Genomic DNA, 26,145 nt, shown 5'->3' on the forward strand with positions numbered 1-26,145 from the left:
TTTTTTTTTTTTTTAGACTAATGAGTTTAGTTAAGAAACATTTGTTGGAACTCAGGTTCAGGATTAATCGAAAATGTTTTAGTAATTAGATCCTGAATTTTTTGAAGGTCGATTGGATTTGAAGAAAACAGTGTGAAAATTAGTTGATCTTCTTGGACATAAGTTCCAGTTTCAACCTCAAGAGAAATTCCAGCTTCATAGTCAATTTTTTGGTTCAATTTAGTGCGTCCACCACCTAAAAAAGCAACAATTTTCCCAAAAATTGAGGCGTTTTCTCATTTAATATAACCGTTTTGTGGAGCAAAAATTTCCTCTTTATAAGCGGGAATTCAAAAGTTTGAAGACTGAATTGTCGTTGGATTTCCGCCTTGAGAACTAACCATTTTCAGGAAAATTTCACTTGGAATTCCAGATTCAATAATATTAGCGACTTTTTCCCGAGCTTTTTCCAGTTTAATTTTTTCAACCTCAGATAAAGTTTGAGCTACTAATTCGCTAGCAAAATCGCTAAGTTGGGATTGGTTTCCTTGAAGAATTGAAAGTGATTCGATAATTTCGTTTTTGTTACCAATCATTTTTCCAAGCGGGGCTTCCATGTTAGTGATTTTTACGATTGTTTTTTTACCAAATTTTTTTCCTAGCATTTTGATTTTGCTAGCTAATTTTTTTGCTCCCGAAAGTTCGGTCATAAAAGCGCCACTTCCACATTTGACATCGATTAAAATTATATCAGCACCAGTGGCAATTTTTTTCGCCATTATTGAACTTGCAATTAAGGGAATTGAAGAAACGGTTCCAGTTACATCGCGTAGGGCGTAAATTTTTTTATCAGCGGGAACAAGCGCATTTGATTGAGCGGTAATTGCAAGACCAATTTGTTGAACTTGATCTAAAAAACTAACCTCAGTTAATTGTGTGCGAAAACCAGAAATTGATTCTAATTTATCAATTGTGCCACCAGTAAAACCGAGTCCGCGTCCAGACATTTTCGCAACTTTATAACCAAGAGCGGCAAAAATTGGTCCGATAATTAGCGAAATTTTATCACCGACTCCTCCAGTTGAGTGTTTGTCAATTTTAACACCGTTAATTTTTGAAAGGTTAATTGTTTTTCCTGATGCAATAATTTCACGTGTAAAATAAAAAAGTTCATTATCATCAAGTCCATTAATTAAAATTGCCATTAGAAAAGAAGAAAATTGGTAATCGGCAATTAATCCGCTCATGAAACCGTTAATCATAAAGTTAATTTCTTCTTCGTTCAGTCGTTGTTTTTGCGCTTTTTTTTCAATTATTTCGAATAAATTCATTGCTAAATCGCTCCAAGGGCAATTTTGATCATTTCGCCGAATTTTTCTTGTCTTGCAAGCGGGTCAAGTTCGGATTTGGTAATAAGATTATCAGAAATAGTCAAAATTGAAGCTGCTTGCTTTCCTAAATGGCTTGCAATTGTAAATAGTGCAAATGATTCCATTTCAACTGCTTTTGCCTTTGATGAGGAAATTGTTTTTTCTAATTCACGACTTGAATAAAAAACATCGGTTGAATGAATTCTTGCATAAGTCGGATTTAACTTTAATTTTGTCGCACTATGAAATAAATTTGCAACTAATTCAAGATCAGGTTGTGCTAAATGTGTTTGTTTTCCGCTAACAAGTGCTGGAAAGGAGCAAGAATCTGACCAAGCTGAATTAGCAATTACAAGGTCATAAATTTCAAGATTTTTATCATAAGATCCCGCTGACCCGATACGAATTATTTTTTCAACATTATAAAACTTAAACAATTCATAAGCATAAATTCCAATCGATCCTGATCCCATCCCTGATGAAGCAACTGTTACTTTTTTACCTTTATACTTACCAGTAAAAATAAAATTATTACGGACTTTTGAGACTAATTTTGCGTCTTTTAGAAAATTTTTAGCAATAAACTCTGCCCGTAACGGATCGCCAGGCATTAGAACAATTGGTGAAATTTCGTTTTTCTTAGCTTCAATATGTGCTGTCATATTTCTCCTTATATTGTGCTAGTAATTATAATATAAAAAAGCATTTTGGTGGTTAATTTTCCCCTGAAAAGTGTTTAATATTACTTTTGAATGCTATAACAGTTAGCACTAATTCGGAATTTAAGTGCAAGTAAACTAAAAAAACAACCAAAAACTACGCCAAAACTGTAGTAACTAATGGCATAACTGATTAAATTGTATAAATTAAAAATTATTAAGGTAAAAAAAGTAAAAATTGTTAAAATGAAATAAATTTTATTATTTTTCTGTCAAAAATTGCAAACATCCTTTTGGAATCTAACGTCTTTTAGCAAACTATTTTTTCAAAAAATCGGTGCAATTTTTGGCAGAAAAACAAAAAAAAGAATAATAAAAAATAAAAGCACACTTAAACCATTAAGCACAACAAAATTAAAAAAATTTAAACTTCTCAAGTAAAAATAGTAAATAAAGTTTTCAAAGATCGACACGATGAGACCAAAAAATGCCAAAAGCAAACTAAATTTTGCACAGTTGAGAAAAAATGTACCGTTTTTTAACATCCTTTTGATTTCATCCTTTCCGTAGAATGTTACCATAATTTTTTAAAAAACAAAGTAAAATGGAAAAATTTGGGAAAAAAGCACAACTTTTCCTTTTTCTTAAAATTTTTCACATTTTTTATTAATATTGCTACGGAAGGCGAAAATTAATCTTTGGATTGATTTTCTAATTCTGAATTTTTATCATTTATTATTTCAGTCTCATTCGTTTTTTCAGAATTATTTTCTTGATTTGTGTCAGTGTTATGATTGTGACTAGCTTCTTTTATAGAAGTATCCCGAGTATTTTCACTCTCAGGGCGAAACATTTTGATGAAAGCATCGGGGTCGTTTTTAAGGTCGATAAAGCCAGTTGAATGTGATAAATTTTCTTCCTGATTTTCGACAGTGTTACCATCTGCTTCTTCGTCTTCGTCTTCGTCATCTTCGTCTAAAAATTCTTCAAGACTATTATAATACTGAATTTCTAAGCCTTCTTCTTGATCTAATCGCTCTTCTTGCAGTCGTTCTTCTTGCTCTTTTTTTTGTTTTTCTTTAATTAACTCAAGTTGTTCTTCGTTCATTTTTACTAAAATGTTACGTTTTTCATCAAGTGGCATATCCGCTTTTAGATTGACAAGTTTATTATTTGCAATTTTCCAAAGTTCAAATTCTTCACCTGAGTCAACCATTTCAATTTCAAGATCAGCAAGTTGTTTTGCAATAAATTCAGGTTGTTTTTCTGCTTCGATTCGGTTTAAAACGGCAATTCTTTCTTCGTTAGCAGCGATTATTTGTTCAATTAATTCTTCAGGAGTGTTTGCTGGATAAGAAATTGCGCTACCATCGGATAAAATCGCCTGGTGGTATTCCATTTTTTGGGCGTTAGCATTGTTAAAAAGCGCAACTATTGCTTGATATGCTGATTCAGAAACTAAAATGTTGAACTTTTTTGTCGCTTCTTCAGTAAAAATTTGGTAAGGATTTTTCTGTGAGTATTGAACTAAATTAGCTGAAGATCTTAATTTATCAATAGTATCGATATGATTTTGTCATTGACTATCAAGTGTTGATAAAATAATATGACGTTCTGATTCAAAGTAAGTATCGCCTAAATTTTCTTTTAAAACTGTTTGAATTTGTTCAAAATAAATAGTTTCCAATTGTTTAATTAAAAATTCACTAAGTTGTTCAAAAGGATAATTTTCAATCCCGACTTGCCCAAAGTCAAAATGGGTAATTCTTGATAAATTATCGTTTAGATAATTTATCAAATTTGCATAATGAATTTCTTGGTTTGGAAGGAGAATAAAATCATAACCGAGAATGATGTCAACGGCTCTGATGATCATTTTTTGAATATAATGGTCAAAATTTTCGATTTGGAGAAGAATATCTCTTTGGGTGTAAATTAAATCTCGTTGTTGCCGAATAACATCGTCATAACTGAGCACAGTTTTACGCATATCGAAGTTAAAACCTTCGATCTTCTTTTGTGCGGCAAGTAAAACGGAGTGGATATATTTTCCTTTGATTGGACCAGTTGTTAGGCCATAAACATCAAAAATTTGTTCAAAATTAGAAAAACGACGTAAAAGTTGATCTTGAAGCGAGATAAAAAAGCGCGATACTCCCACATCACCTTGACGTCCAGAACGCCCGCGAAGTTGATTGTCAATCCGTCGTGATTCGGCTTTGTCGGTTCCGAGAATATAAAGCCCACCAAGCTGAATTACTCCAGGTTCTAAAATAATATCAGTTCCTCTTCCGGCCATATTCGTAGCAATTGTGATCGCGTTTTTCCTTCCAGCTTTGGCGATAATTTCGGCTTCAAGTTGGTTTTGTTTAGCATTTAGAACTGTGTGATAAAGTCCTTTTTGATTTAGCATTTCCGAGAGAGTTTCGGAGTCAACAACTTGTGAGGTTCCAATTAGAATTGGCTGACCTGTTTTATGAATTCTTTCGACTTCAGCGATAATTGCCTGATTTTTTTGGTGAACTGTGGCAAAAATTTCGTCTTTTTCATCTTTACGAACCAACGGTTTGTTTGTCGGAATTACATTCACGCGCATATTATAAACATCGATGAATTCTTGCTCTTCAGTTTTGGCAGTTCCAGTCATCCCTGATAATTTTTTAAAAAGACGGAAAAAATTTTGGTAGGTAATTGTTGCAAGCGTTTTTGTCTCAGGTTCAATATCGATTCTTTCTTTAGCCTGCAGCGCTTGCTGAAGACCTTCAGAATAAGATCTACCAGCCATAATTCTTCCAGTAAATTGGTCAACTAACTCGATTTTACCGTTCTGGACGATGTATTCGACATCGCGTTTCATTACTTTATTTGCACGAAGAGCATTCTGAATTCGATGAACTAGTTCGGAGTTTTGAATTTCGTATAAATTTCTTAACCCAAAAAAAGCATTTGCTTTGTCGATCCCTTTATCATTTAGTTTGATCCCTTTAGTTTCTTCGTCGATATAAAAATCTTCATCTATGAGAGTGTTAACAAATTGGTTCGCCGATAAATATTCTGCTGGCGAGTTAGTTTTTCCACCACTAATTATTAGAGGAGTTTTGGCTTCATCAATTAAAATTGAATCAATTTCATCGATTAGACAAAAATTTAGTCCCCTTTGCACTTTTTCAGCTGCTGAAAAAACCATATTATCACGTAAATAGTCAAAACCAAGTTCTGAATGGATTGAATAAGTAATATCGGCTCTGTACATTAACCTTTTCGTTTCAGCATCCATTTCGGCTTTGTTAATTCCAACTGAAAGACCTAAAAAATTATAAACTTTTCCGTTATCAGTTGCATCACGTTCGGCAAGATATTCGTTAACAGTTGAGACAATTACCCCTTGACCTGAAAGTGCGTTGAGATAAACAGGTGGAATTGATGCGATTGTTTTCCCTTCCCCAGTTTTCATTTCGGCAACCGAACCCATATCAAGAATTAAACCCCCAAGAATTTGTACATCATAAGGGGTTTTTCCTAAAACACGTTTGGTTGCTTCGCGGGCGACGGCAAAAGCATCGACTCTAATATCTTTAAGTTTCTCACCATTTGCTAATCTTTTTTTAAGAACATTAGTTTGATTAGCAAGATCATAATCAGTCATCGCACCATAATAACTACGTTTTTGATTGATCTGCTTTAAAAGCCGATACGCAAGTCTTAATTCCGAAGAAGTTTTAAAGAAACTAATTAGTTTTTTCATTACATTTATTATTTTTCTAATTGTATTTTAAACATATTTAATTATGTTTTTAATTACAAGGTTAAAATTTTACCACAAAATTTTCAGTTGACTAAAAGTTGTGAATCTTTTCTTTGTTTAGTAAATTTTACCAAATTTTCTTTTTTCTTAAAAAATTTTCGCAATTTTTTTGTTGGTCTTAAAAACTATTTCAATTTAAAGCAAATATTATTGCTGTTTAATGATTTAAATTTGAAAAATTTTAAATTTATAAACTAGCTTTTGTTTAACCCGAGTTTCCCAGTTAGAATGACAAAAATATGGTTTAAACCGGAATATTAAATATTTTGTGTCTTAAGGTAAATCTAATTTGATAAAATTTATCATAAAGGACTAAAATATGAAAAAAGAGCAAAAAAAATATCCCCATTTGAGTTAGAAACTGAAAAAATTGTTAACAAATACGCCGATCATAAAAAAATTAAAAAAGAAGATTTTCACAACAAAATTTCGCATATGTTTAAAACATTTGCTGAAACGCTCTTAAAGAAGGAATTCAAAGTGTGAATTATCTTTCAAAAATAACTTATTTGACACTCCAAAACGCAACCGAAAAATGACAAAGGCAGGCAAGAAATTGACACATTAATTAAAAAACAATTAGAAATCGGCTAAATAATGTAAAATTAAATTAGATTTCTATTTGAAAAATCCATAAAAATTTAAAACACAAAATTATAAACATTCCCAAAAATTTCAGTTATAAAAGATGGGATTAGGACTACTTAATTATGAATAAAATTAAAAAAACAAAAATTTTGGACGCCTGAACGGCATTAGAAATATTAACAAGTGGTAAATTTGATAAAAATGGAAAATTAAAACCAGTAAATTTAAAAAAAGAATTTGATGAACTAGTAAAACAAGGTGAAATCAAGGATGATGATTTTTACACATTTTTAAAAAAACTTTTTCCAAAATACAACGAAAATAATACTATTTGTCTTTTTTTTGGGATTTTTCGTTTAAATGAAATCAATATTTTTAAAAATGATGAGATCAAGAGTAAATTTGAGAAACAATTTCAGTTTTCAATAATAGCAAAAATTAACTATAAAATCGAGTTTACAAAAAATGATTTTTTTATTCCCGAGATATATTATCTAAAACTTAATAATAACGAGTTTCTTCCTAATAATAAAGAAAAAAACTTTAATAATTTCAATTTTTACAACTTTAAAAGGGATAAAATCCAAGAAATATACGATATTTTTCAACCATATTTCGCATTAACAGAGCTCAAAAATGAAAGTAATGAGAAGAAAGAACAAATAAAAGAAAAATTTAATGAATGTTTTGGCAATTTTCTAAAGCATTTCAAATTTAGTTTTGAAAATAGTTATTCCTGAATTTCCCAGTTACAAATGCTTAATTAAAAAAGACCTCCCAATTTAGGTGATCTTTTTAAAACTTAACGTTATTTCATAACAATTTTTTTGACCTATAACCCTGATTTTTGTCAAATTTTGCTAACAAAATGCATTTTTAGTCGCTTTTTATTTTTGATCAGAGACAATTATGCATTTACAAATCAGGTTTTTTACTACAAAACTAAAAAAAGAACAACTTTTTTAACATTTTTATTATTAAAATAACTATATCATAATTGTTATGAAACGTTAGTACTTTTTTCTTATTATTTTTTAAAACAAAGCCTTATTTATTAGTGTTTTTTGATATTTACAATTAATTATACCACCAAAACTGGGAAACCCAGGTTTGCAAGTTGTTTTTGGTTTTTCGAATCTGGCGCGGCATTGCTGTTGTGAATCATATAGGAATTATAAATTTTTAATTTTTCTAGTTTCTGAAAAGATAGGTTAGATTTAGATTAGATTTTTTACTGAATTTTCCGCCTAAAATTTATTTTGTTTAAACTCAAAATTGCACTTTTTAATATCAAATAAATCACAGTTCCGACTGATCCTGCGATTATAAGCGATAAACTCAAAATTTATTTAAAGGACATTCTCGTTTTCAAATATATTTTTTATAAGTAAAAACTCTCTTTACTTATATTTTAGTAGTGATTTTATTGCGCTGTAACTCAACCACTATCACCATTTTCGGTGTTGGTATCGATAATGAAAACTTGCCCTCCCGTTGTTCGATTAAATTGCCCAACTTCTGGAGTCGGAATTATGTTTAAAAATTTTTTTTATTTCTTCTTTTCATTGCTTCCGTTGGTAATCACTTCGAGCCATATTGGGATAGAATTCAGCGTAATTATTTTCTCAAAAATCAAAAATGTGTTTTGCTTGTGCTTCGGTTATTGCTTTTTTTGAAATTTTTCCTTGAATAGTTTCATCTGAGTATGATTAGTAAAACGGTATTTATAAATCCGGTATTTTACTTTTCTTCAAGCCGCTTTTACTTCATCGGATTCGTTATTAATTGGTGGATTTTTTAGAGTTTCTAAATCTTCTTCTAAACCTTTAATAATTTTTCCAACTACTTGTTCACCAGTTTCCAAACCTGAAAGTGTCTGTAAATTTTTATTAGAAACTTTAGGCTTGCTAATTATTTCATTGACTTCTGAATTTTCATTTAAAGGTTTTTTTAAATAAATTTTCTGTTCTTTTTCGATTGTTGCTATGTTTTCAGATTGTTTTTCTGAAATTTGACTTTGGTTTTCTAGGATAGTTTTTAATTCTTTTTCAACAACTTTTTCGCTTTTTTCTTTTACATTTACTTCCGGACTATTTTCAACAACTTTGACAACTGTTGCAACCGGAATTGTTTCTTCTGCCTTATCTGTTTTTGGCGCTATTTCAACATTTCCAAGAACTCTAGAAATTATTTGGTGTTTTATTTTCGATCGCTTTTTTCGGGGTTTTTCCTCTTTGTTTTCAACAATTACCAATTTTTGAACTACTAAAGGGTTATTTTTAACTTGATTTTGATTAGTTTTTGGGGTTTCTTTATTAACAACTGCAACTTTTTCCCGTTCTTTAACTACTTTTTGCTCTTGTTTGCCTTGGTTTGCAAGATTTTTACCTTCAACTTAAGAGCTTTTCTGTCTTCGGGAAGAACTAGAATTTGTGCTGTTTTCTTTGGTTTTTGTTCAGCTTTTGGTAAAAAGTGGTCTTGTTTTTTCGTTAACAAAACTGCTGGTGAAACTGATTTTTTTAGATTCTGAACTGACGTATTTTTTGCTGTTTCAGCTATTTTAGGTAAAATTTCTGTAATAGTTTTTTCAACTGTTTCAACTGTTGGTTTTTGACTATCAAGATTTTCAGTTTTGTCATTAATTGCTTCAGTTTGCGAACTTGCAAGCGGATTTATCCGCGTTTTGACACTAACGTTTTTAGGGTTGGTGTTATTTTTGCTGAAATTAGAAATTGAGTTTTGGGAAGTCAAATAAACTGTAGCACCAGTTGATCCTACCGCTATTGGAACTAACAATAAAACTCACTTCAAGGATCTTCGCATATTTATTTATTTTTCCTTTAGAGCAAATTTTAATTAACAAAAACAAAACTAAAAAAAGTTGTTAACTTTTTTCTATCTACTGTAATAAATTTTAATACATATTTTTGTGCTATTTGTTAATTAAAACAGATTTTTATGTTTAAACTACTTTTGATAATAATTCAGTTGCTATACTAAAATGTTTTAACACTTTTTTTATTACATTTTAATTTGAACTTTAGGAATTTTCGAATTTTTTAAAACATTTTTTATTATTTCTTTTTGTGGTATAATTTTTTCAATAAATTAAAATCAAAGGTGTCAAAATGGAAATAGAAAATAAAACGCGAGTTTATCAAAACCGATAAAAAATTTAACAAAATTTGGAGAAAATAAAATCTTTTATTTATTTTTTGTCATTTTTTTGCAAAAATTTCAAAAAATAAATAAAAGTATTTCAAAAGGAAAAAAATATTTAGGATAATGGGGAGAAAATTTAGCATAAATGAAAAAGTAGCTAGAAAATTAGCGCCTTTTATGCCAAAATCTTCACTTATTTTTAATAGTTTAGAATAGATAATTCACCCGCATCCAATAATTATTTTTTATGACAAAGATGAAAGAATTTATTATTATCTCAAAACACGTTTGGTAAGTAAGGAGAATATTGAAGAAAAATATGCAAAATTTGGTGAAGTTTTTATCGCAAAAAGCGAAGATAATGAAAAACTCACGCAAAAAGCTGAAATTATCAGGGAAAAAAGGACTAAAAGTTTTATTCTTATTTTAAAACAAATAATAAACAAAGGATGGAATGAGTATTTAGATAAAAAGGTTAGCATTCCTTTTGCGGAATGAATCATTAAAAAACGTCGATATATTTTTAAATAAAGGCAAAAAAATTGGAATTCTAAACTAATTTTAGATGATTATAATAAAAAATTAGAACAAAATAACATTAATTTACAGCCAAAATTAGTTAAACCAGTAAAAGTTGATTGATATAATTTGGCAAACGGCTTAAATCAAAAGGGACGTAGAGATTTAATAGAAAAAATTAAAGACCAAGAATTTAAGTTTATGTTAGAATGGTTTGATAGAAACAATCTTGATAATAGTTTAGAATTAATTCGAAGTTTCCGAGAAAAAATGGAGAGAAACTCTAGTGAAAGTTTGTTTTTTTATCTGGTTTGATATTAAGTTTGAAAAAATTAATAAACGAGATTTAAAAAAATATTACCCAAATTAGTTTTTATTAATTTTTTTCACTTTTGTTTAATTTATAGCACATACTTTTGTAATTTAAAATTCTAATTTCTAAATTTAACTAATTTAAAAATTAGAATTTTAAATTATGATAGACATTTTGAATATCTTCATCATCAAGAAAATTATCAATTTGGTTTGATATTTTTTCAGTTGTTTCTTGGTCTAATTCAACTCAAGTATCAGGGAAATAACTAATTTCAACAGCGCTAAAATTGGGATTATATTTTTTTTCAATTTCACTTTTTAATTCGTTAATTTTCCGTGGTTCACAATAAATTAGGAAATTTTCTTCATCGCTTTGGAAATCATCAGCGCCATTTTCAAGGGCGAAAAGCATTAGTTCATCTTCGTTTAGGTTTGCTTTTTCAATTTCTAAATAACCTTTTTGTTCGAATAAGTAAGGAATTGAATTTTGTTTACCAATTTGGCCGTTTGCACGGCGAAAAAGTGCCTGCAAAGATGAAATTGCACGGTTGGTATTATCAGTTAAAATTACAACAATAACACTAATTCCGTGTGCTAAAGTTCCTGAATAAATTATTTCTTTAAAATTTTCACCGTCATTAGTTGAACCTTCGCCTTTTGCAATCGCCTTTTCGATATTTGATTTTGGCATCGATTTGGCGCGAGCTTTTGAGATGATAAGTCTTAATGCTGGATTTGAATTAGGATCAGAACCACCTTTTGCAACAGCGACCATAATTTCTTTAGAAAATTTATTAAAAATCTTTGCTTTTATTGCATCTTGGGCACCTTTACGGTGTTTAATATTTGCCCATTTCGAATGTCCTGCCATTAAATTTCTCCCAATTTTTTTAAAGGTTGTGGAATTACATCTCTTTTGTGTTTGCTTGAATTATGTAAATTAGTTATTTTTTTAGCAACTTCTTTTGCTACTAAATTTGGGTTTTGAAAAAAAAGGTCTAATTCTTTGTAGCTAAAACCCATTTCGTCTTCGTCGCTTTGATTGTCTCAAAGGTTTGCGGTTGGTTTCTTCTTAATAATCGACTCAGGAATACCAATTTCTGCCGCAATTTCATAGACTTGCATTTTTGTTAGATTGACAATTGGCAATAAATCGACACCACCATCTCCGTATTTTGTAAAATAACCAAGATACATTTCTGAAAAATTATCGGTTCCGAGAACTAAATAGTCAAACTCTTGAGCAAAAGCGTACAAACTGATCATTCGTAAACGCGGTTGAATGTTAGAATTTGCTAAGTGATTTTCTAGATTAAAAACATTTTTTAGAGTCTCAAAAGCTATTTTTAAATCAATTTCTTTTGTTTTAAGATTAAATTTTTCAACTAATTCAATAATATCAACTTTATCACTTTCCATATCACGAATTGGCATTATCAAACCTAAATGTGATTCAGGAAAGGCTTTTTGCGCTAAAACTGCAACTAAAGCTGAGTCGATCCCACCAGAAATTCCAAAAATAACACCTTTTTTATTCGCTTTTTTTACCTCTTGCCTAATTCAATCAACAAGGTAGTCAAAATAATTTTTTAAATCCTGTTTTCTTTTCATAATGGTAAATCTTTCAAAATTGTAGCACAAAACTATTTTTTTACTTTATAAAAAAATAGCAAATATATAAATGTCTAAAAAAAAGAAAAAACCTAAAAATTTTAATAAATAAATTTAAATTTTTAGGTTTTAGTTATTTTTCTAAATTTATTCGAAATTATTCTATAAATTTATAGAATAATTTCGAAGAACTATTTTTAATTATGACGAATTAAATTGATTGATTCAAGATATTTTATCACTTCAGATTCAGTTGCTAGTTCAAGTGTTTTTTGCGCAACTTCTTGCATTTCCTGATAATTTAGTTCGGAAATTAATTTTTTAACTTTTAAAACACTACTTGCAGAAACGGAAAATTCATCAAGTCCTAAACCTAAAAGCAGCGGCACCGCGTTAATATCACCAGCCATTTCACCACACATTCCGACTCATTTTCCCTGTTTGTGAGCGGCATCAATTGTCATTTTAATAAGTTTTAGCAGCCCAGGATTTAAAGTTTGGTATAAATAAGCAACTTTTTCGTTCATTCGGTCAGCGGCGAATGAGTACTGAATTAAATCGTTAGTACCAATTGAGAAAAAATCAACGTGCTGTGCAAATTTATCAGCAAGAATTGCTGAAATCGGAATTTCGATCATAATTCCGATTTTGATTTTTTCGCGTTTGGCAACATTCGGATTTTTTGCACTTACTTCGTGATAAACTTCTTCAAAAATTCCTTTTGCCTGAAAAAATTCATCAAGAGTTGCAACCATCGGGAACATAATTGCTAAATTTCCAAATTCGGAAGCACGAACTAACGCACGAAGTTGGGTTTTAAAAATTTCAACCTTATCAAGTGAGAGTCGAATTGCACGATATCCTAAAAAAGGGTTCATTTCTTTGGCAAAATCAAAATATTTTAAAGTTTTATCACCACCAATATCGAGCGTTCTAACAACTACTTTTTTTGGATTTTGACTTTCAAGGACACTTTTGTAACTAAAAAATTGTTCATCTTCACTTGGTCAGTTTTGGTTGTCCATATAAAGAAATTCAGAACGGAAAAGTCCGATTTCATCGGCATTCACTTTTTTAGCGGCAAAAGAATCATCGACTGAACCAATATTAGCGGCAATTACGACTTTTCTACCGTCAAAGCTTTTTGATTCTTTAAACAGAAATTCTTGGAGTTTTGCTTTTTCGTTTTCATATTTTTCTTTTTGGGCTTGAAATTCTTTTATTTCTTCTTCACTAGGGTTGATTATTCCTTGACCAAGATCGCCGTTAATTGCGAGAATATCACCAGATTTAACTTTTTCGAGAATATCGCCAATTCCTAAAATTGCTGGAATTTCCAAACTTCGTGCCATAATTGCCGAATGCGATGTTTTTGAGCCGATGTTAGTTGCAAAACCTTTGACAAATTCGTTTAACTGGGCAGTATCAGAAGGTTTTAAGTCATCAGCGACAATTATTACATCGCTATCGATTGCGCTAAGATCTAAAATGTGTAAATTAAGGATATTTTTAATTATTCTTTGCGAAGCATCTTTGATGTCAGTCGCACGCGCCATTAGATATTCATCCCCAGTTTCGAGCAAGAAATTAGTGTGTTTTTTTGCAGTTTCTTTTAGAGAATAAGCAGCAGAATAACCTTCTTTGATAAGATTTATTGTATCATCTTCTAAAGCGGGGTCGGTTGCAATTAAAATATGGGCATCAAGAATTTCGAGTTCATCTTTTGCTAATTTAGTTGCTAATTTTTTAATTTTTTCAATTTGGGCAACAGATTTTCTAACTCCGTCACGAAAAGATGCGATTTCACCGTCGATGTCATTAATTTTTGCATCGCTAATTTCAATTTTTTGTTCAACAAGTTTAAAAACTTTTGCAATAGAAATTCCACTTGAAGCACCAATTCCTTTGAATTTATAAGATAAAAGTTTTGACATTATTCGCCCTCCACATTCTAAGAAATAAAAGAAGTACAGAAAATAATTATAAATTATTTTATTGAAAAAACTAGTAAAAAATATACTTCTTTTTTAAAATTTATCAACTAAATTACTTAATATTCAAATATTTATTGATCAAATTATTTAAATCGTTTTTTTTTCAAATAAATTGTAGAAATTTTTGCTGATCGTTTTCGTTTAACTGAATATTTTTAGTTTCAATTTGCCCTGAAAGACTAATTTTTACAGGAAGTGAAAAAAAATCATTTTTAAGATGGTAAAAAGATTCTACTCAAGAATTTAGAAGGAAAAAGTTTTGCTTTTCGTTAAAAATATCTAAAAAAATTTCGGTTAAAACGGATGCAATAAGTCAGTGTTCTGCCGTTTTTCTAATAGTTTTTTCGATACTAGACTGATTTATGCCTTCAAGAAATTTATTAACTATACCAATCTTTTCTTCGTCTAAATTTTTCACTTGAAATTTTTTGCTAACCAAAAAGTTATGACCTAAATCACCAAGAATAAAAAATTCATCACCAAAATTGTCGCCTAATTCTAACTTTTTAAATAGCGAATTAAAATGAATATTTTCAAGAATATTACCTAATCCAAACACTTTTTTAGGAACAAGACCAGATGCTGAACTAAAAATTTTACATAAAATTGCATTGGGATAGCCAAGAATAAAAGAAATACCGTTAAAATTTGATTGGCGCACTAAATAACTAATTTTATACATCGCATCAGCGTTTTCAATCCCAAGATCGGCTAAACTCATTCCAGGAACTAAATTTTGGTTTGGATCGATAATTAAAATATCAGCTTTTTCTAAACTTTGATAATCTTCAAAACTTATTTTATTTTGATAGTTTCCAAAGTCAATTAAACTTCTAAATTCATCGATTATTTGATTTATACGTGAATAATTATTGTCAACTATAAAAAAATCAACATTAGTATTAGCCAAAATTAAGTTGGAAATTAAATTTATACTAGTGTTTGTTATTCCGATAAAACCAATTATCATAAAATTTTCCCTTTACAAAAATAGAAATTTTTTAATAATTTGTATTATAATTATACTTTTAAATATCAATTATTTTTGCTTAAAAAGTAAAATTTTCTAATTATTCACATAAAATTATACCGAATTTAATTAGAAAAGTAGAAGAGGTTGACTTTGTTACAAGTCAGAACAAATATATTTAAATCTAATCATTATTTTAAATTTCTGTTTAGATTGAGCTTTAAAAAAAAGGCAATTTACGTTTTTGCATTCCTTTCATTTATAACGACAATAATGCTTGCTTTAATTGCAAGATTTTATGCAACTGAAAAAAATTTCAGTTTATTCTCTTTTATTGTATTATTTATAAATCTTTCATTGACAATCATTATTTCGTCGTATATGTTTTTATCAATTTTTAAAGATTTATCAACTTTAAGTATTGATATAATTAGTTTCACTAAACCCTATTCGCGCCAGTATTTTATTGTTACAAAACTTCTGTTTTTAATATTTTTTGGCATTATTTGGTCAATTTTTATCAATTTTCTCCTAATTACCTTCTACATGATTAATTATTCATTTTTTAATCAAGTACGCTCGCCTTTGTTATGAGGATTTTTATCGTCTTTTTTCTCATTTTTGATTTTCGGCTCACTTACCGCCCTTGTTAGTCATAAATTTAGTTCAAAATTATCGCTTTCAATTGCAATTTTTTCATTTTCACCCTTTATTTTAATTGGTTCTAGTTCGGCTTTTAGTTCAACTTCAACAATTAACCGTTTTGCCGAAATTCTAAATTTAGAACATAATGGCTATGATTCAAATACAATCGTTGATGTCGAAAAATTTTACTTAAATAATAAAAAAGACCAATTTTTCATTATTCCCAAACAAATTGATAATCCGAATTTCTCCAAAAGACAAATTGAATATATTCAACAAGCCTGAAACGATAGTTCGGCAGCGGCACAAGTTTGACAGGCGGCTTCATATTTGTTAATTCCTTATCAATTAATTAATGTTTTTGAACCAAATGATCGCGATGCAATTCAGAATGCTGTCGGTGTTCAGGAAACTTTTTTAAAAAATTATGTTTATTCAAACAATTTAGCTTCAAAAAAGAACAGTTATTTTCTCTCAACAACACCAAGTCTAAAAAAATACAAACTTTCAAATGGTCAAGAAGTATTTTTAGTTCCTGGCGGACTAAAAAATGACTCGCATTTTGAAAATCTAGAAAACCGTGAAATAATCTATGCAAACGAAAATGCATCTAATTTTGCAAAAATTTTACCCCAGGATTCGCAAACTTTTGGACTAACTTCCGATCTTGTGGGTAAATTAAAATGAAATTTAATAAAAGAGATGTTATCTTCGCAACCTTTTAATAAATATGCGCGAAAATTTTTTGCAAAATTCACAGAAAAAACGACACAAAAGGAAATTCTTGCGGAAATTTCAAAGACAATTTCCACTGATAAAGAACTTTTAGAACTAAACGATGAAAATACAACCGTTCTTGCAAAAAAACCTGATATAAATAAAGTTGAAAATCAAGTTCAAAAGAAAGTCTATCTGGCAACGGCGCTAATTTATTGACTTTATTTTAATAAACAGAACAGCGAAATTCTTGACAGTTTTTTACAAAATGAAAAAAATAACTTTGACCCTGGATCAATTTTTGTCAAAATTGATCAACAAAATTACCAAATTGGTGGCTTTTCTTCGTTTAGTGCCGAGCAAAGAGTTGTTGAAAACAAAGTTATTAAACGTTTTAATTTGACAAAAAGCAATAATTTCTTATTCCAACCAGTTTTACAAATGATGGAAATTAAAAGTAATTATAAGGTAGTTTCAAAAAATTTTTACCCTGCAATTTGAGTTCTAATTTCTACAGTTTTGGTTTATTTTATTTTCCGTATTTATTCAAGAAAGGACTATAAATAATGGCTGATTGAATTTTAGAAGTTAATAATTTGACAAAAATTTATCCAAAATCAGAAAATGGTGTGAAAAATGTTAACTTTAAAGTTAAAAAAAATCAAATTCACGCCTTTATTGGTGAAAATGGTGCGGGAAAAACAACTGTAATTAAATGCATCGTTGATGCATATCAAAAATTTTCTGGAACAATTATGATAAATAATTTTTCTAATAAGTTGCCGAAGGCAAAAAAATTTATTGGTTATGTGCCCGAAAATTCTTTTTTCCCACGCGAACTAAATTCTTACGAATTTTTATACGAATTTGGATTGTTATCAGGTATGAAACCAGAGTTGGTCAAGAAAAAAATTGACTATTATTTTAAATTTTTGAGAATTGAAAATTTAGCAAAGTTAAAACCTTTTAATTTTTCATCAGGGCAAAAACGAAAAATTATGTTAATTCAGTCTTTAATTCATGATCCTGAATTAATTATTTTCGATGAACCTTTTTCAAATCTTGACCCTTCAGCCCGAAATGAATTTCTTGCAATCATTAAAATTCTTCAAAGACAGGGAAAAACAGTTTTTCTTTCAAGCCATAATTTACACGAAATTGATTCCTTAATTGATAGTTTAACTCTAATAAACAAAGGTGAAATTTACTATTGTGGACAAAAAACGGAAAGTTTGCAAAAAATGTACCAAAAATATATAATAAATGGTGGAAAAACTCGCTAATGTTAAAGAAAATTTCCTTATTTTTACTAACAACTTCTCCATTTTTTGCACTTATTTCTTGTAGTAGCATTTATAAATTTTACGAACATAATCCAAAAAATGAAAATAAATCGCTATTAAAAAATCAAAAATTTCAAGAATTTGTTGATTCAGTTTTTGCCAATAACGAAAGTCAAAAACAAGATTATATTTCCAACCAAATCAACCAAAATTCTTCAAAAATCACAAGCGAATTGAAATATTCACTAATTTTTGCAAGACCATATTTTAACTTTTCAAACGATCAATATTATGATACAAGACTAAATTCAAATTATACAATTCATTCGTATTTAGCAAAAAACTGGCTGTTTTTGCTAGAAAATATCGATAAATTATCGTTTATTTTCAACCCTTATTTAACGCGTTTTGTAAAAACGCCAAATGAAATTGAAGCCGAAAAACTCAAAAATAAGACAATCAAAATTCTTAATACGAATTTTGATTTTATCAAAATTGATCGTGAACAAGATCAATTTGAAAAAAACACCGTATATTATTTAATTTTTGATAAAAACAAATTTTTAAGGTTCACTGTTTTTGGTACAAAATCAGAACTTAAAACCAAACTTGACTATAATTTATTTTATCTTAACGAAGAAATTCCTGATAAATTTTTATTTGTAAATAGCATTGAAAACTGGATCAAAAACAAAGAAGAAAATTATTTTAAAAAGAAATTAGAAGAAGCAAGAGAGAATCTCAAAGACCAATTTGAAGAGAAAAAAAAGCAACTAGAAAATAAAATCAGCAATTCGGACTCTGATGATGAAGATGAGGATGAAAGCAACGATTGTACTATCGAAAACCTAGACAAGTGTTCTGAAGCTCAACGAAAATTTTTAGAAAAAACATTGCGTGGTAGATCTGCTTTTGTTAGTGAAACAGTAAAAACCACAAACTTTCAAGATGAAGAAGTTGAAAATTCTGATTCAAATAATTCAGATAATTCAAACGATTCTGATTCAAAAAACCAAGAAAATTCGACCGAATCTAGCCAAGATCGGTCTGATTCTGAACAAGTAAATTCGGAAAAATCGAACACTGATCAAGAAACAGAAGCAAAATCTGATCTTGCAAATTTAGAAAAAAAATACCAATCTGATCTTGCAAATCTTGAAGAAAATGTGAAAAAGCAAATTTCGCTTGAGAAAAATGAACTTACAAAATCTAACTTTTTTACTAATATCACTTCTGATATTTCCGATTTTCAATCACCTTTTAAATTTTACAAATATAGTTTATTTTCAATTGATTTACAAAAATCTGATAAAAAAGACGAAAAAGTTGTTCAAGAAAGCCCAGTTAAATCGAACTTTTTAAATAAATATTCCAGTTTTATTGATAAAAACCTTGAAATTAAGGAAAAAAATGAAACTATTGAAGAATTTAACAACCGAAAAGTTTATGAGTATATCTTCAAAACAATCTGAAAAAACAACGAAAAAGAAAAAGTTGCTTTTTTAAACAATTTTCACACCAAAGAAAATATTGAAAAACTTGAAAACCAATGAAAATTAATTCAGCAAAAATTAACTAATTTAAACCAAAATGGCGAAAATTCTGAACAAATTTTGCAAGAATATCAAAATTTTGTTAGCCAAAATTGACTATTTATCCTTGAAAGACTAGATAAAATTAAACTCAGTTTTCATAATTGGTATTCATTTCCCGATCAATTCGATGAAAATGGTAATGTAAAAGTTGCACACACGCCAGAATTTAAAGAACTTATTGCAAAACAAGAACCTCTAACTGAACCATTTTTTTATGCAAATAAGCTTCTTGAGTCAATTTCTGAAGGTGATACTTCTTTAGTTGCTAGCACTTATAAAGATCTTTACATTTTAAAGCAAAACACGTTAATTAACCTAAGAATTGACACTTCTACTCCAAAGGCAAAAGTAACTTTGAACCCTTTTGTTTATCATTTTCCAAAAACAAAAAATAAAATTTCGGTAAAAATTCTTACAGAAATTTTCCACCAGGCTTTATATCATGCATCCCAAGAAAGTTATTTAGATTTTGAAAACGATTTTGTTAAAAAGTTTCGCTATAATTTACCAGCACAAATGATTTTTAGCGAAACATTTAAGGAAAAAGATGAAAAAAAGTAGAAAAAAGCTAATTTTTAGTAGTTTTGCGCCCTTTTTAGTTAGTGTTTTTTTGATTAGCTGTGGCAGTCAAGGAAATTCTTTACAATCTTTTCAAAAAAAATACCAAAAATTTGGTATAATTTCCCCACAAGACAAAAAAATAGTTCAACCTTTTTTTCAAAATAGTAACATTTCACAATTGCTAGACAAAGTTTATGATGACCAAGACTCAAAAAAACAATTGATTAGTCGCACTTTAGCAATTGACACCGAACAATACAGACAAGATTTATCCTTCCGATTCAGCTTTTATAATACGATAAATTCTTGACCAAGCGATTCGATTATTGGTGGTTTTGGTGAGAGTAATTCAAATCCTGTTTTGTTTGAAAAAGCAAAAAAATCCTTTAATGATTTATTTGACAATAATTGACTTTGACTACTTGCAAATCTTGAATCAGCCGTTTTTGTTCGTGGGCTTGCCGAAATTGACCAGTTTCAACAGCAACACGAAGAATTAAACATTAATTTAAAAAATGAAGCACTAAAAAATAGCTTTTACCGACCAAAGTCGAATAAATTTATTGATATTGCGATTGTTAAATCTTTAACAGAAAAAAACGATGAAACTGGTGTTCAAACAAAAAATTACCAAATTTTTTTACTAAATGAAGAAAATTTTATTTTTTCCTTGAATCTTAAAAAAGAGTTTAAAAATCAAAAATTAATAAATTCAAAAATTAGTTTAAACCCGTGAATACAAATTTATCCTAAATTTGCAAACAAAACAAGTGAAAAGTTTCCTTTGCAAGAATATGCGCGAATTGTTTCGAACTATCGAAACGGAATTTCTGGGGTTAATATTTCGCTTGTTGAAAAATCGATTTTCGAAGAAAATCAAGGCGGAAACGTCTTTTACTACACTTTGGTTGATTTTCAAAAAAATTAGAAAAAAAATCTAAAAAAATATTTGATTTTTTTATTACTTTTTTAAATTTAATGTATAATTTCATATCGATAGGTAAAATTGATTTTTAGATTCTTTCAAGAAAAGTAAAAATTATCTATTTTTATTGAAAAAAGGAGAAAAAATGCCATATTTAGACAAGAAAAGGAAAGACGGTCTTCTGCAAAGTGATGCGTTTTACAATGAATTATTTCTTGGATTGTTCGGATTTGGTTTTTGGTATTTAGGTAGAATCAGTTTAGCAATAATTAGATTCACTTTTACAATTGTTGGTCTTTTAATGATTTTCATTTCGCAAATGATGTATTTAGGATCAAGCGCCCAAGAAGAAATTAAAAACGATGTTTTCATCCTAACAGTTACCGGAGCGGTGGTTCTCGGTGTTTCTTTGCTTTGAAATATCATAACTTTGATTATGATTTTCACCGCTGATCTCCGTGACGGAAAAGGTGTTAAAATCTTCCATTGAGGAACAGATGTAGAAGAAAACCCTGATTTAGAAGCCGAATTTGACGAACCTATTGAAGAAGAACCGGTTCCGGTTTTACCAGTTGAACCTGAACCGATTGTTGAACCTGAAACATTAGAATTACAAGTTGAGCCAATCGAACCTGAGCCAATCATTGAACCAGTTTACTTTGAACCTGAACCGATTGTTGAACCTGAACCGATTCCGGTTGTAAATTTCGAAGAAAATTTAGATATTGCCCGTCAAATTGAAATGGTTAATGCTGAAGAAGTTCAAATTAGTCAGTTACAAACTGTTCAAGAAGTGGAAATTCCAGTTAACTTCAATACTTTAAAACACATTCACCACACTACATTTACAATTCAAGAAATCGAAAGCGGTATCGTTGATGAGCATTTTGAACTTCGTGGGCAACACGATGCAACTTGCCATAGTTAATTTGTAAAACGCCTTTTTAACATGCGACTAAGAAACATTCCAGACGCGCTTGAAAGAATTCAAAGTCACAATTTACTTGTGAAAACACCGTTAAATATTGATGATTCTTGAATAATTGAAATCGGGATGGGTAAAGGTCAGATGATTACAAAATTGGCTTTTCAAAATCCGGAAAATAAATTTTTGGGTGTTGAAAAGTTTGCTTCTGCCGCTGTTAAATCGTTAAAATATGTTAAAAATTATAATTTAGAGAACTTTTTTATTTTAATTTGTGATGCAAAAGATTTACTATCTTGAATTAATGGAAAAACAAAGGAGATTTGACTCACTTTTCCAGATCCCTGACCCAAAAAAAAGCATTACAAACGGCGTTTAACATATAAATTTTTCCTTGACATTTATGCTAAAATGCTAAATGAAAACGGTGTTTTGAAACTAAAAACTGATAATTTAAAGTTTTTTGAATTCTCGATTGAGTCGTTAGTTAAAAATGGCTGAAAAATCACTTACCAAACTAACGATTTAGTTGCATCCCCTGTTCGTGTTAGAAACATAATGACTGCTTACGAAGAAAAATGAGTAAGTTTAAATTATAAAATTCATTATCTTGAAGCCGTTTTTAGTTAACCTATATTTTTGAAAATACAGGTTTAAATTTCTTAATTTTTTAGCAATATTGTTATATGTTTTTGCGAAATTAATGTTTTGTGTTATAATTTCCACTTATATATTGCTATCAAATGATTCATTAAGGTGTAATAAAATATAATGAAAAATTTTTCTGAAATTTTTATTAAGTATTCTAATAAATTTGAGACTAACAAAATAATAATCGAACCTGCTTATTCTGACTCGCAAATCCCGATGTTATTAAAGGAAGAATTAGCGATTACAGAGTACCTTGGTCAAAGAAAAGCCTTCATTAATTTGGGTTTGCGACAAAAAGAATTTACACCAAATCGTTTGCGAAAAATCGCGGCAAAATTAGCAAATTATCCGCGTGATATTCAGATTGATTATGATAAGTTTCCTAATAATTTTCTCCGTTATTTAATTGAAGTTGTTGCTTTTGTTCGTTCGGATATTTTTTCCTTAAAAGCCGATTATGCAAAAACTCGTGCAAAATATCGTGATATTCTTGTTGTTTCTAATTATTTAGACGAGTTAAAATCAGTTATTGACAAACACCAAATAATTAATAATAGTGTCAATTACGCCCGCTATTATCAAAACATTCCGCCAAACATTGGTAATTCTGAGTTTCTTGCCAGTGAAATTCAGAAAAAAATATCGCTAAATCCAAAACTAACCGTTAAAGTTTTAGGTGAAAGCGAGATTCGTAAATTAGGAATGAATTTGCTTTTAGCAGTCAATCGCGGTTCAACCTACGATGCAAAATTAGTCGTAATTTCCTATGAAGGTCTTCCTGGTAGTCAATATAAAACTGCTTTTGTTGGAAAAGGGATAACTTTCGATTCTGGTGGTTATAATATTAAAACCGGAACTTACATGAACGAAATGAAATACGATATGTCTGGAGCAATTATTTGTGCTGCGGCGATGGATGCGCTTGCAAGATTTAATCCTTTAGCAAACGTTGTTGCCGTTCTCCCGATAACCGATAACCGTTTAGACGGTGATGCAAACACTCCCGATGCTGTTTGAAGATCGATGAACGGAAAAACTGTTGAAATTAATAACACCGACGCCGAAGGTCGTTTAGTTTTAGCAGATGCAATCACTTATGCAATTAGAGAGGAAAATGCAACTGAAATTGTTACCGTTGCAACCCTAACAGGGGCAATTCGTGTTGCCCTTGGCGAAACTTTCACCGGTGTTTTTGCTAATGATGAAAAAATTTGGAAAAACTTTAACGAAGCAGCAAAAGAAGCGGGTGAAATGCTTTGAAGAATGCCATTACACCTTGATTTTGCCCAAAATATCCGTGATTCAAAAGTTGCTGATCTTAAAAATACCGATTTTTCCGGGAAAGCCGGTTCTTCATCAGCGGCAATGTTTATATCCGAATTTGTCGAAGACAAACCATTCATCCATTTTGATATCGCATCAACTGCTTTTGTAAAAAATCTGCCAACCGGAGTTATGGTTAAAACTTTAGTTGAATACATTTTGGCTAAATAGAAAAATTTGAAATTTTTTTCATTATTTACACTATCACCATTTTTATCATAATTTAATAAAAATGGTTAAAAATAATCACAAAAAAAGCCTTAACTGGCTTTTTTTGTTTTAAAAAACTGAAAAATTGCTTATTTATAATATATACCGTCTTGAAAACCAACTAGTTAAAAACATAAACTAGAATTAAACTAGAAAAAATTTCTAGCTTGGAAACTTTGATGGTATAATTTCCTTAAAAGGTTGTCAAAATCAAGGGGGCAGCGTGATGAAGTTGAAAAAGTTCTTTGGTTGGTTGTCCTATTTGTTTTTCTTGCCGCTTGCATTCATTTCTTGCGGTTTTTTTGGCATTGATGATAATATTAAAAAACCAAAACAAACAATTCAAATTGAAGAAAAACCTAATAACGATAAAAAAAGTCAAAACGAAATTCAGTCAAAAATAGCACCAGAAAACAAAGGTGATTTTTTAGAACTCGAAAAAAAACCTTTTAGCAAGGAAGCGCAAAATTCAACCCCTGAAATTAACAACTTTGACAATCCGATGCTAAAAAGAGATGACTCTTTAAGTTCATCTTCTTCAACTGAATCAGAACTTTCAAATTCAGAACTAGAAAATCATCAAAAAGACAACAGCGAAACACAGCAAGAATTAGACAAATCAATAACTGAAAACTTAAAAAATTCAGCTAGTCAGTCAAAAAGTTCACAAATTGATTCAGAACAGAAAAAAATCGAAATCAAACATCTTATTGAAAAATCGGTTCTAGAAAAATCGCATATTGATAATTTGCCATTTTCAGTTCTTAATTCACTATTGCCTGATCCAAAATTTAGTTATGAAAAACCGCAAACTTTTGATATTTCTAACGAAAACGAGTTTAGACTAGCAAATGAAAGATCAATAAATAATTTCAACTTTGATTATTTAAGTGAAGTTGACAACAATATAAAAACACAAAATATTAGTTTAGAAAATACTTTTGGCCAGAGAATTAAAAGTTTTTACCAACCGTTTATAATTGAAAATTCATCTGCAATTAAAAAAGAAAGCGATTTTTCCTTTTTAGGCGAAAAAAACGAAGGTTTAAATGTTTATTTATTTGACAAACTATCTCAATACGACATTAGTTCAAATTATGATGCAAGATACGCCTATCATAGTTATTTTAATTCCAACTTTCGTAGAAGATATTTCAAACCTAATTATATCGGTTTTAAATCAGTCGACTATACTGACCAAAGATATAAAGAAACATTCCAGCGAAACATAAGATTTACTACAGGGACAGCAATTTTGCTAGATTCTAAAACTGATGAAAGCGTTTTTCTAACAAATAAACACGTTTTATACGTTGAAAATACACCATTTTGAGAAAAAATGACATATCCATTTATGCGTTTTTACTACAACGAAAAGGCAAATGATCTTGCATCGCTTGGATATTCAGGAATTTTAAGTTTACTTTGAGTTAAATCAGAATACGATAAAAAAATTACTGAAATTCAAAAACAAAAAACCAATTCAATTCCGAGACAACATTATATTTACATAGGTTCAGCAACACCAGAAATAATGCGTAAATTTAGTGTTGATTTTCATAAAAAATATTTTAGAGTTGCTGAAAATTTTAACAATCACGGCAAAGATATGGCAATATTTTACTTTGATCACGGCAAATTCCGCAAAGATATTGAAGATGTGCTTAAATTTTATGACCAACACCGTGAATGACTTTTAAACTCATTCCGCTTTTCAAACGGACAAACAATTGAAAAAGGAATTTTAGATTTTAAAGAACAATTTAAAACTTTTAGTGAATTTTGGGATGTTGTTAAAAAATTCCCACCGTTAAAAATTAACGAAAAAAGTTGAACTGATGGCGAAATCGACTACACTACAAAAATTGGTAGTTTTTGACCGCAATTCGCTTTAGCTAAAAATATGTTCAAAGGTGTTTATATAAATAACGGTACTCCAAATTTCTTCACTACTAACGGACCAGGCGCATCAGGAAGTGGTGTTTTTAACACAAAAGGTGAACTGGTTTTTATGAACCAAATGATTTTGCTCGGAAAAGATCAGAAAAAATTATATTATGACCAAAACAACCTAACTGGACATCTCACTACCGGAATTTTATTCCGTAATAATAAATTAGATTTAGTTAGTGAAATTAAAAAATTTTATTACAAAGATAAATTAGAAAAAAACTCTGAATTAACAAAAGAAAATCAGAATACAGATTCCACTAATATTAGTACTGAAAATTCAGCGATAAGTAATCCTGGAGCTGAAAAAAATCAGTTTGATAATATAAAAGTAGAACTAGAAAAAATAAGTCGCACTAATAATCCTGAAGTTTCATTAAGTCGCACT

Annotated in this window: 18 protein-coding genes and 2 pseudogenes; 11 read left to right on the forward strand and 9 right to left on the reverse strand. The window is 29.5% G+C overall.

The window, feature by feature from the left end; all coding sequences use genetic code 4:
* Nucleotides 1-26 precede the first annotated feature (26 nt).
* The 3 genes from MDIS_RS02165 to secA form a co-directional block, all read right to left on the reverse strand.
* A complete protein-coding gene (locus tag MDIS_RS02165) occupies nt 27-1,310 on the reverse strand; it encodes a thymidine phosphorylase (protein ID WP_044635445.1) in 1,284 nt (427 codons plus the stop codon).
* A gap of 2 nt (nt 1,311-1,312) precedes the next feature.
* Entirely contained in the window at nt 1,313-2,011 is a 699-nt protein-coding gene (gene deoD / locus MDIS_RS02170; protein WP_044635446.1) for a purine-nucleoside phosphorylase, read from the reverse strand.
* A 688-nt stretch (nt 2,012-2,699) separates the two neighbouring features.
* The gene (gene secA, locus MDIS_RS02180; RefSeq protein ID WP_044635448.1) at nt 2,700-5,753 is read right to left on the reverse strand and encodes a preprotein translocase subunit SecA; all 3,054 of its coding nucleotides are present in this window, start codon (nt 5,751-5,753) and stop codon (nt 2,700-2,702) included.
* Nucleotides 5,754-6,277: 524 nt separating this feature from the next.
* On the opposite strand from secA, the pseudogene MDIS_RS04555 reads away from it, so the two are divergent.
* A pseudogene (locus MDIS_RS04555) lies at nt 6,278-6,385 on the forward strand (transposase); the annotation flags it as partial.
* Nucleotides 6,386-6,523: 138 nt separating this feature from the next.
* Nucleotides 6,524-7,168: a hypothetical protein gene (locus MDIS_RS02185; protein WP_044635449.1), complete on the forward strand. Its 645-nt coding sequence runs from the start codon at nt 6,524-6,526 to the stop codon at nt 7,166-7,168.
* Between the two features lie 893 nt (nt 7,169-8,061).
* On the opposite strand, the gene MDIS_RS04380 is transcribed toward MDIS_RS02185, so the two are convergent.
* Together MDIS_RS04380 and MDIS_RS02195 are read right to left on the reverse strand one after the other, a co-directional pair.
* Entirely contained in the window at nt 8,062-8,655 is a 594-nt protein-coding gene (locus tag MDIS_RS04380) for a hypothetical protein (protein ID WP_232034193.1), read from the reverse strand.
* 92 nt (nt 8,656-8,747) lie between these two features.
* Complete coding sequence (locus MDIS_RS02195) at nt 8,748-9,224, reverse strand: hypothetical protein (protein WP_044635450.1); 477 nt, start codon at nt 9,222-9,224, stop codon at nt 8,748-8,750.
* Nucleotides 9,225-9,851: 627 nt separating this feature from the next.
* Here MDIS_RS02195 and MDIS_RS02205 point away from each other — a divergent pair.
* Nucleotides 9,852-10,094 (forward strand): hypothetical protein, encoded by a 243-nt coding sequence (locus MDIS_RS02205; protein WP_044635452.1) that lies wholly within the window; start codon nt 9,852-9,854, stop codon nt 10,092-10,094.
* A 448-nt stretch (nt 10,095-10,542) separates the two neighbouring features.
* Here MDIS_RS02205 and MDIS_RS02210 read toward each other — a convergent pair whose 3' ends face one another.
* The 4 genes from MDIS_RS02210 to MDIS_RS02225 all read right to left on the reverse strand — a co-directional run bounded on the left by MDIS_RS02210 (nt 10,543) and on the right by MDIS_RS02225 (nt 14,972).
* A complete protein-coding gene (locus MDIS_RS02210; protein ID WP_044635453.1) occupies nt 10,543-11,268 on the reverse strand; it encodes a YebC/PmpR family DNA-binding transcriptional regulator in 726 nt (241 codons plus the stop codon).
* Nucleotides 11,268-12,008, reverse strand: coding sequence for an NAD(+) synthase (gene nadE / locus MDIS_RS02215; RefSeq protein ID WP_044635454.1), 741 nt, complete (start codon nt 12,006-12,008; stop codon nt 11,268-11,270). The genes MDIS_RS02210 and nadE overlap by 1 nt, the downstream gene beginning before the upstream one ends.
* A gap of 197 nt (nt 12,009-12,205) precedes the next feature.
* Entirely contained in the window at nt 12,206-13,942 is a 1,737-nt protein-coding gene (gene ptsP / locus MDIS_RS02220; protein ID WP_044635455.1) for a phosphoenolpyruvate--protein phosphotransferase, read from the reverse strand.
* Between the two features lie 112 nt (nt 13,943-14,054).
* A complete protein-coding gene (locus MDIS_RS02225) occupies nt 14,055-14,972 on the reverse strand; it encodes a lactate/malate family dehydrogenase (protein ID WP_044635456.1) in 918 nt (305 codons plus the stop codon).
* Between the two features lie 381 nt (nt 14,973-15,353).
* On the opposite strand from MDIS_RS02225, the gene MDIS_RS02230 reads away from it, so the two are divergent.
* The 8 genes and pseudogenes from MDIS_RS02230 to MDIS_RS03960 all read left to right on the forward strand — a co-directional run.
* Nucleotides 15,354-16,901 (forward strand): ABC transporter permease, encoded by a 1,548-nt coding sequence (locus MDIS_RS02230; RefSeq protein ID WP_240532171.1) that lies wholly within the window; start codon nt 15,354-15,356, stop codon nt 16,899-16,901.
* Nucleotides 16,901-17,617, forward strand: a complete 717-nt coding sequence (locus MDIS_RS02235) for an ABC transporter ATP-binding protein (RefSeq protein ID WP_044635458.1) — start codon at nt 16,901-16,903, stop codon at nt 17,615-17,617. The genes MDIS_RS02230 and MDIS_RS02235 overlap by 1 nt, the downstream gene beginning before the upstream one ends.
* The gene (locus MDIS_RS02240) at nt 17,617-19,773 is read left to right on the forward strand and encodes an aromatic motif membrane protein (protein ID WP_044635459.1); all 2,157 of its coding nucleotides are present in this window, start codon (nt 17,617-17,619) and stop codon (nt 19,771-19,773) included. Before MDIS_RS02235 ends, MDIS_RS02240 begins: the two co-directional genes overlap by 1 nt.
* Entirely contained in the window at nt 19,760-20,701 is a 942-nt protein-coding gene (locus MDIS_RS02245) for an aromatic motif membrane protein (protein WP_044635460.1), read from the forward strand. Before MDIS_RS02240 ends, MDIS_RS02245 begins: the two co-directional genes overlap by 14 nt.
* A gap of 142 nt (nt 20,702-20,843) precedes the next feature.
* Nucleotides 20,844-21,626 carry a hypothetical protein gene (locus MDIS_RS02250; protein ID WP_044635461.1) on the forward strand — a complete coding sequence of 261 codons (783 nt, stop codon included), beginning with the start codon at nt 20,844-20,846 and terminating at the stop codon, nt 21,624-21,626.
* A gap of 21 nt (nt 21,627-21,647) precedes the next feature.
* Nucleotides 21,648-22,253, forward strand: coding sequence for a tRNA (guanosine(46)-N7)-methyltransferase TrmB (trmB, locus tag MDIS_RS02255; protein WP_044635462.1), 606 nt, complete (start codon nt 21,648-21,650; stop codon nt 22,251-22,253).
* 141 nt (nt 22,254-22,394) lie between these two features.
* Complete coding sequence (locus MDIS_RS02260; RefSeq protein ID WP_044635463.1) at nt 22,395-23,768, forward strand: M17 family metallopeptidase; 1,374 nt, start codon at nt 22,395-22,397, stop codon at nt 23,766-23,768.
* A 265-nt stretch (nt 23,769-24,033) separates the two neighbouring features.
* Nucleotides 24,034-25,968: pseudogene (locus MDIS_RS03960) on the forward strand (Mhp366/Mhp367 family surface (lipo)protein); the annotation flags it as partial.
* Nucleotides 25,969-26,145 lie beyond the last annotated feature (177 nt).

This window comes from Mesomycoplasma dispar (genome assembly GCF_000941075.1).
Classification (GTDB): Bacteria; Bacillota_I; Bacilli_A; order Mycoplasmatales; family Metamycoplasmataceae; genus Mesomycoplasma; species Mesomycoplasma dispar.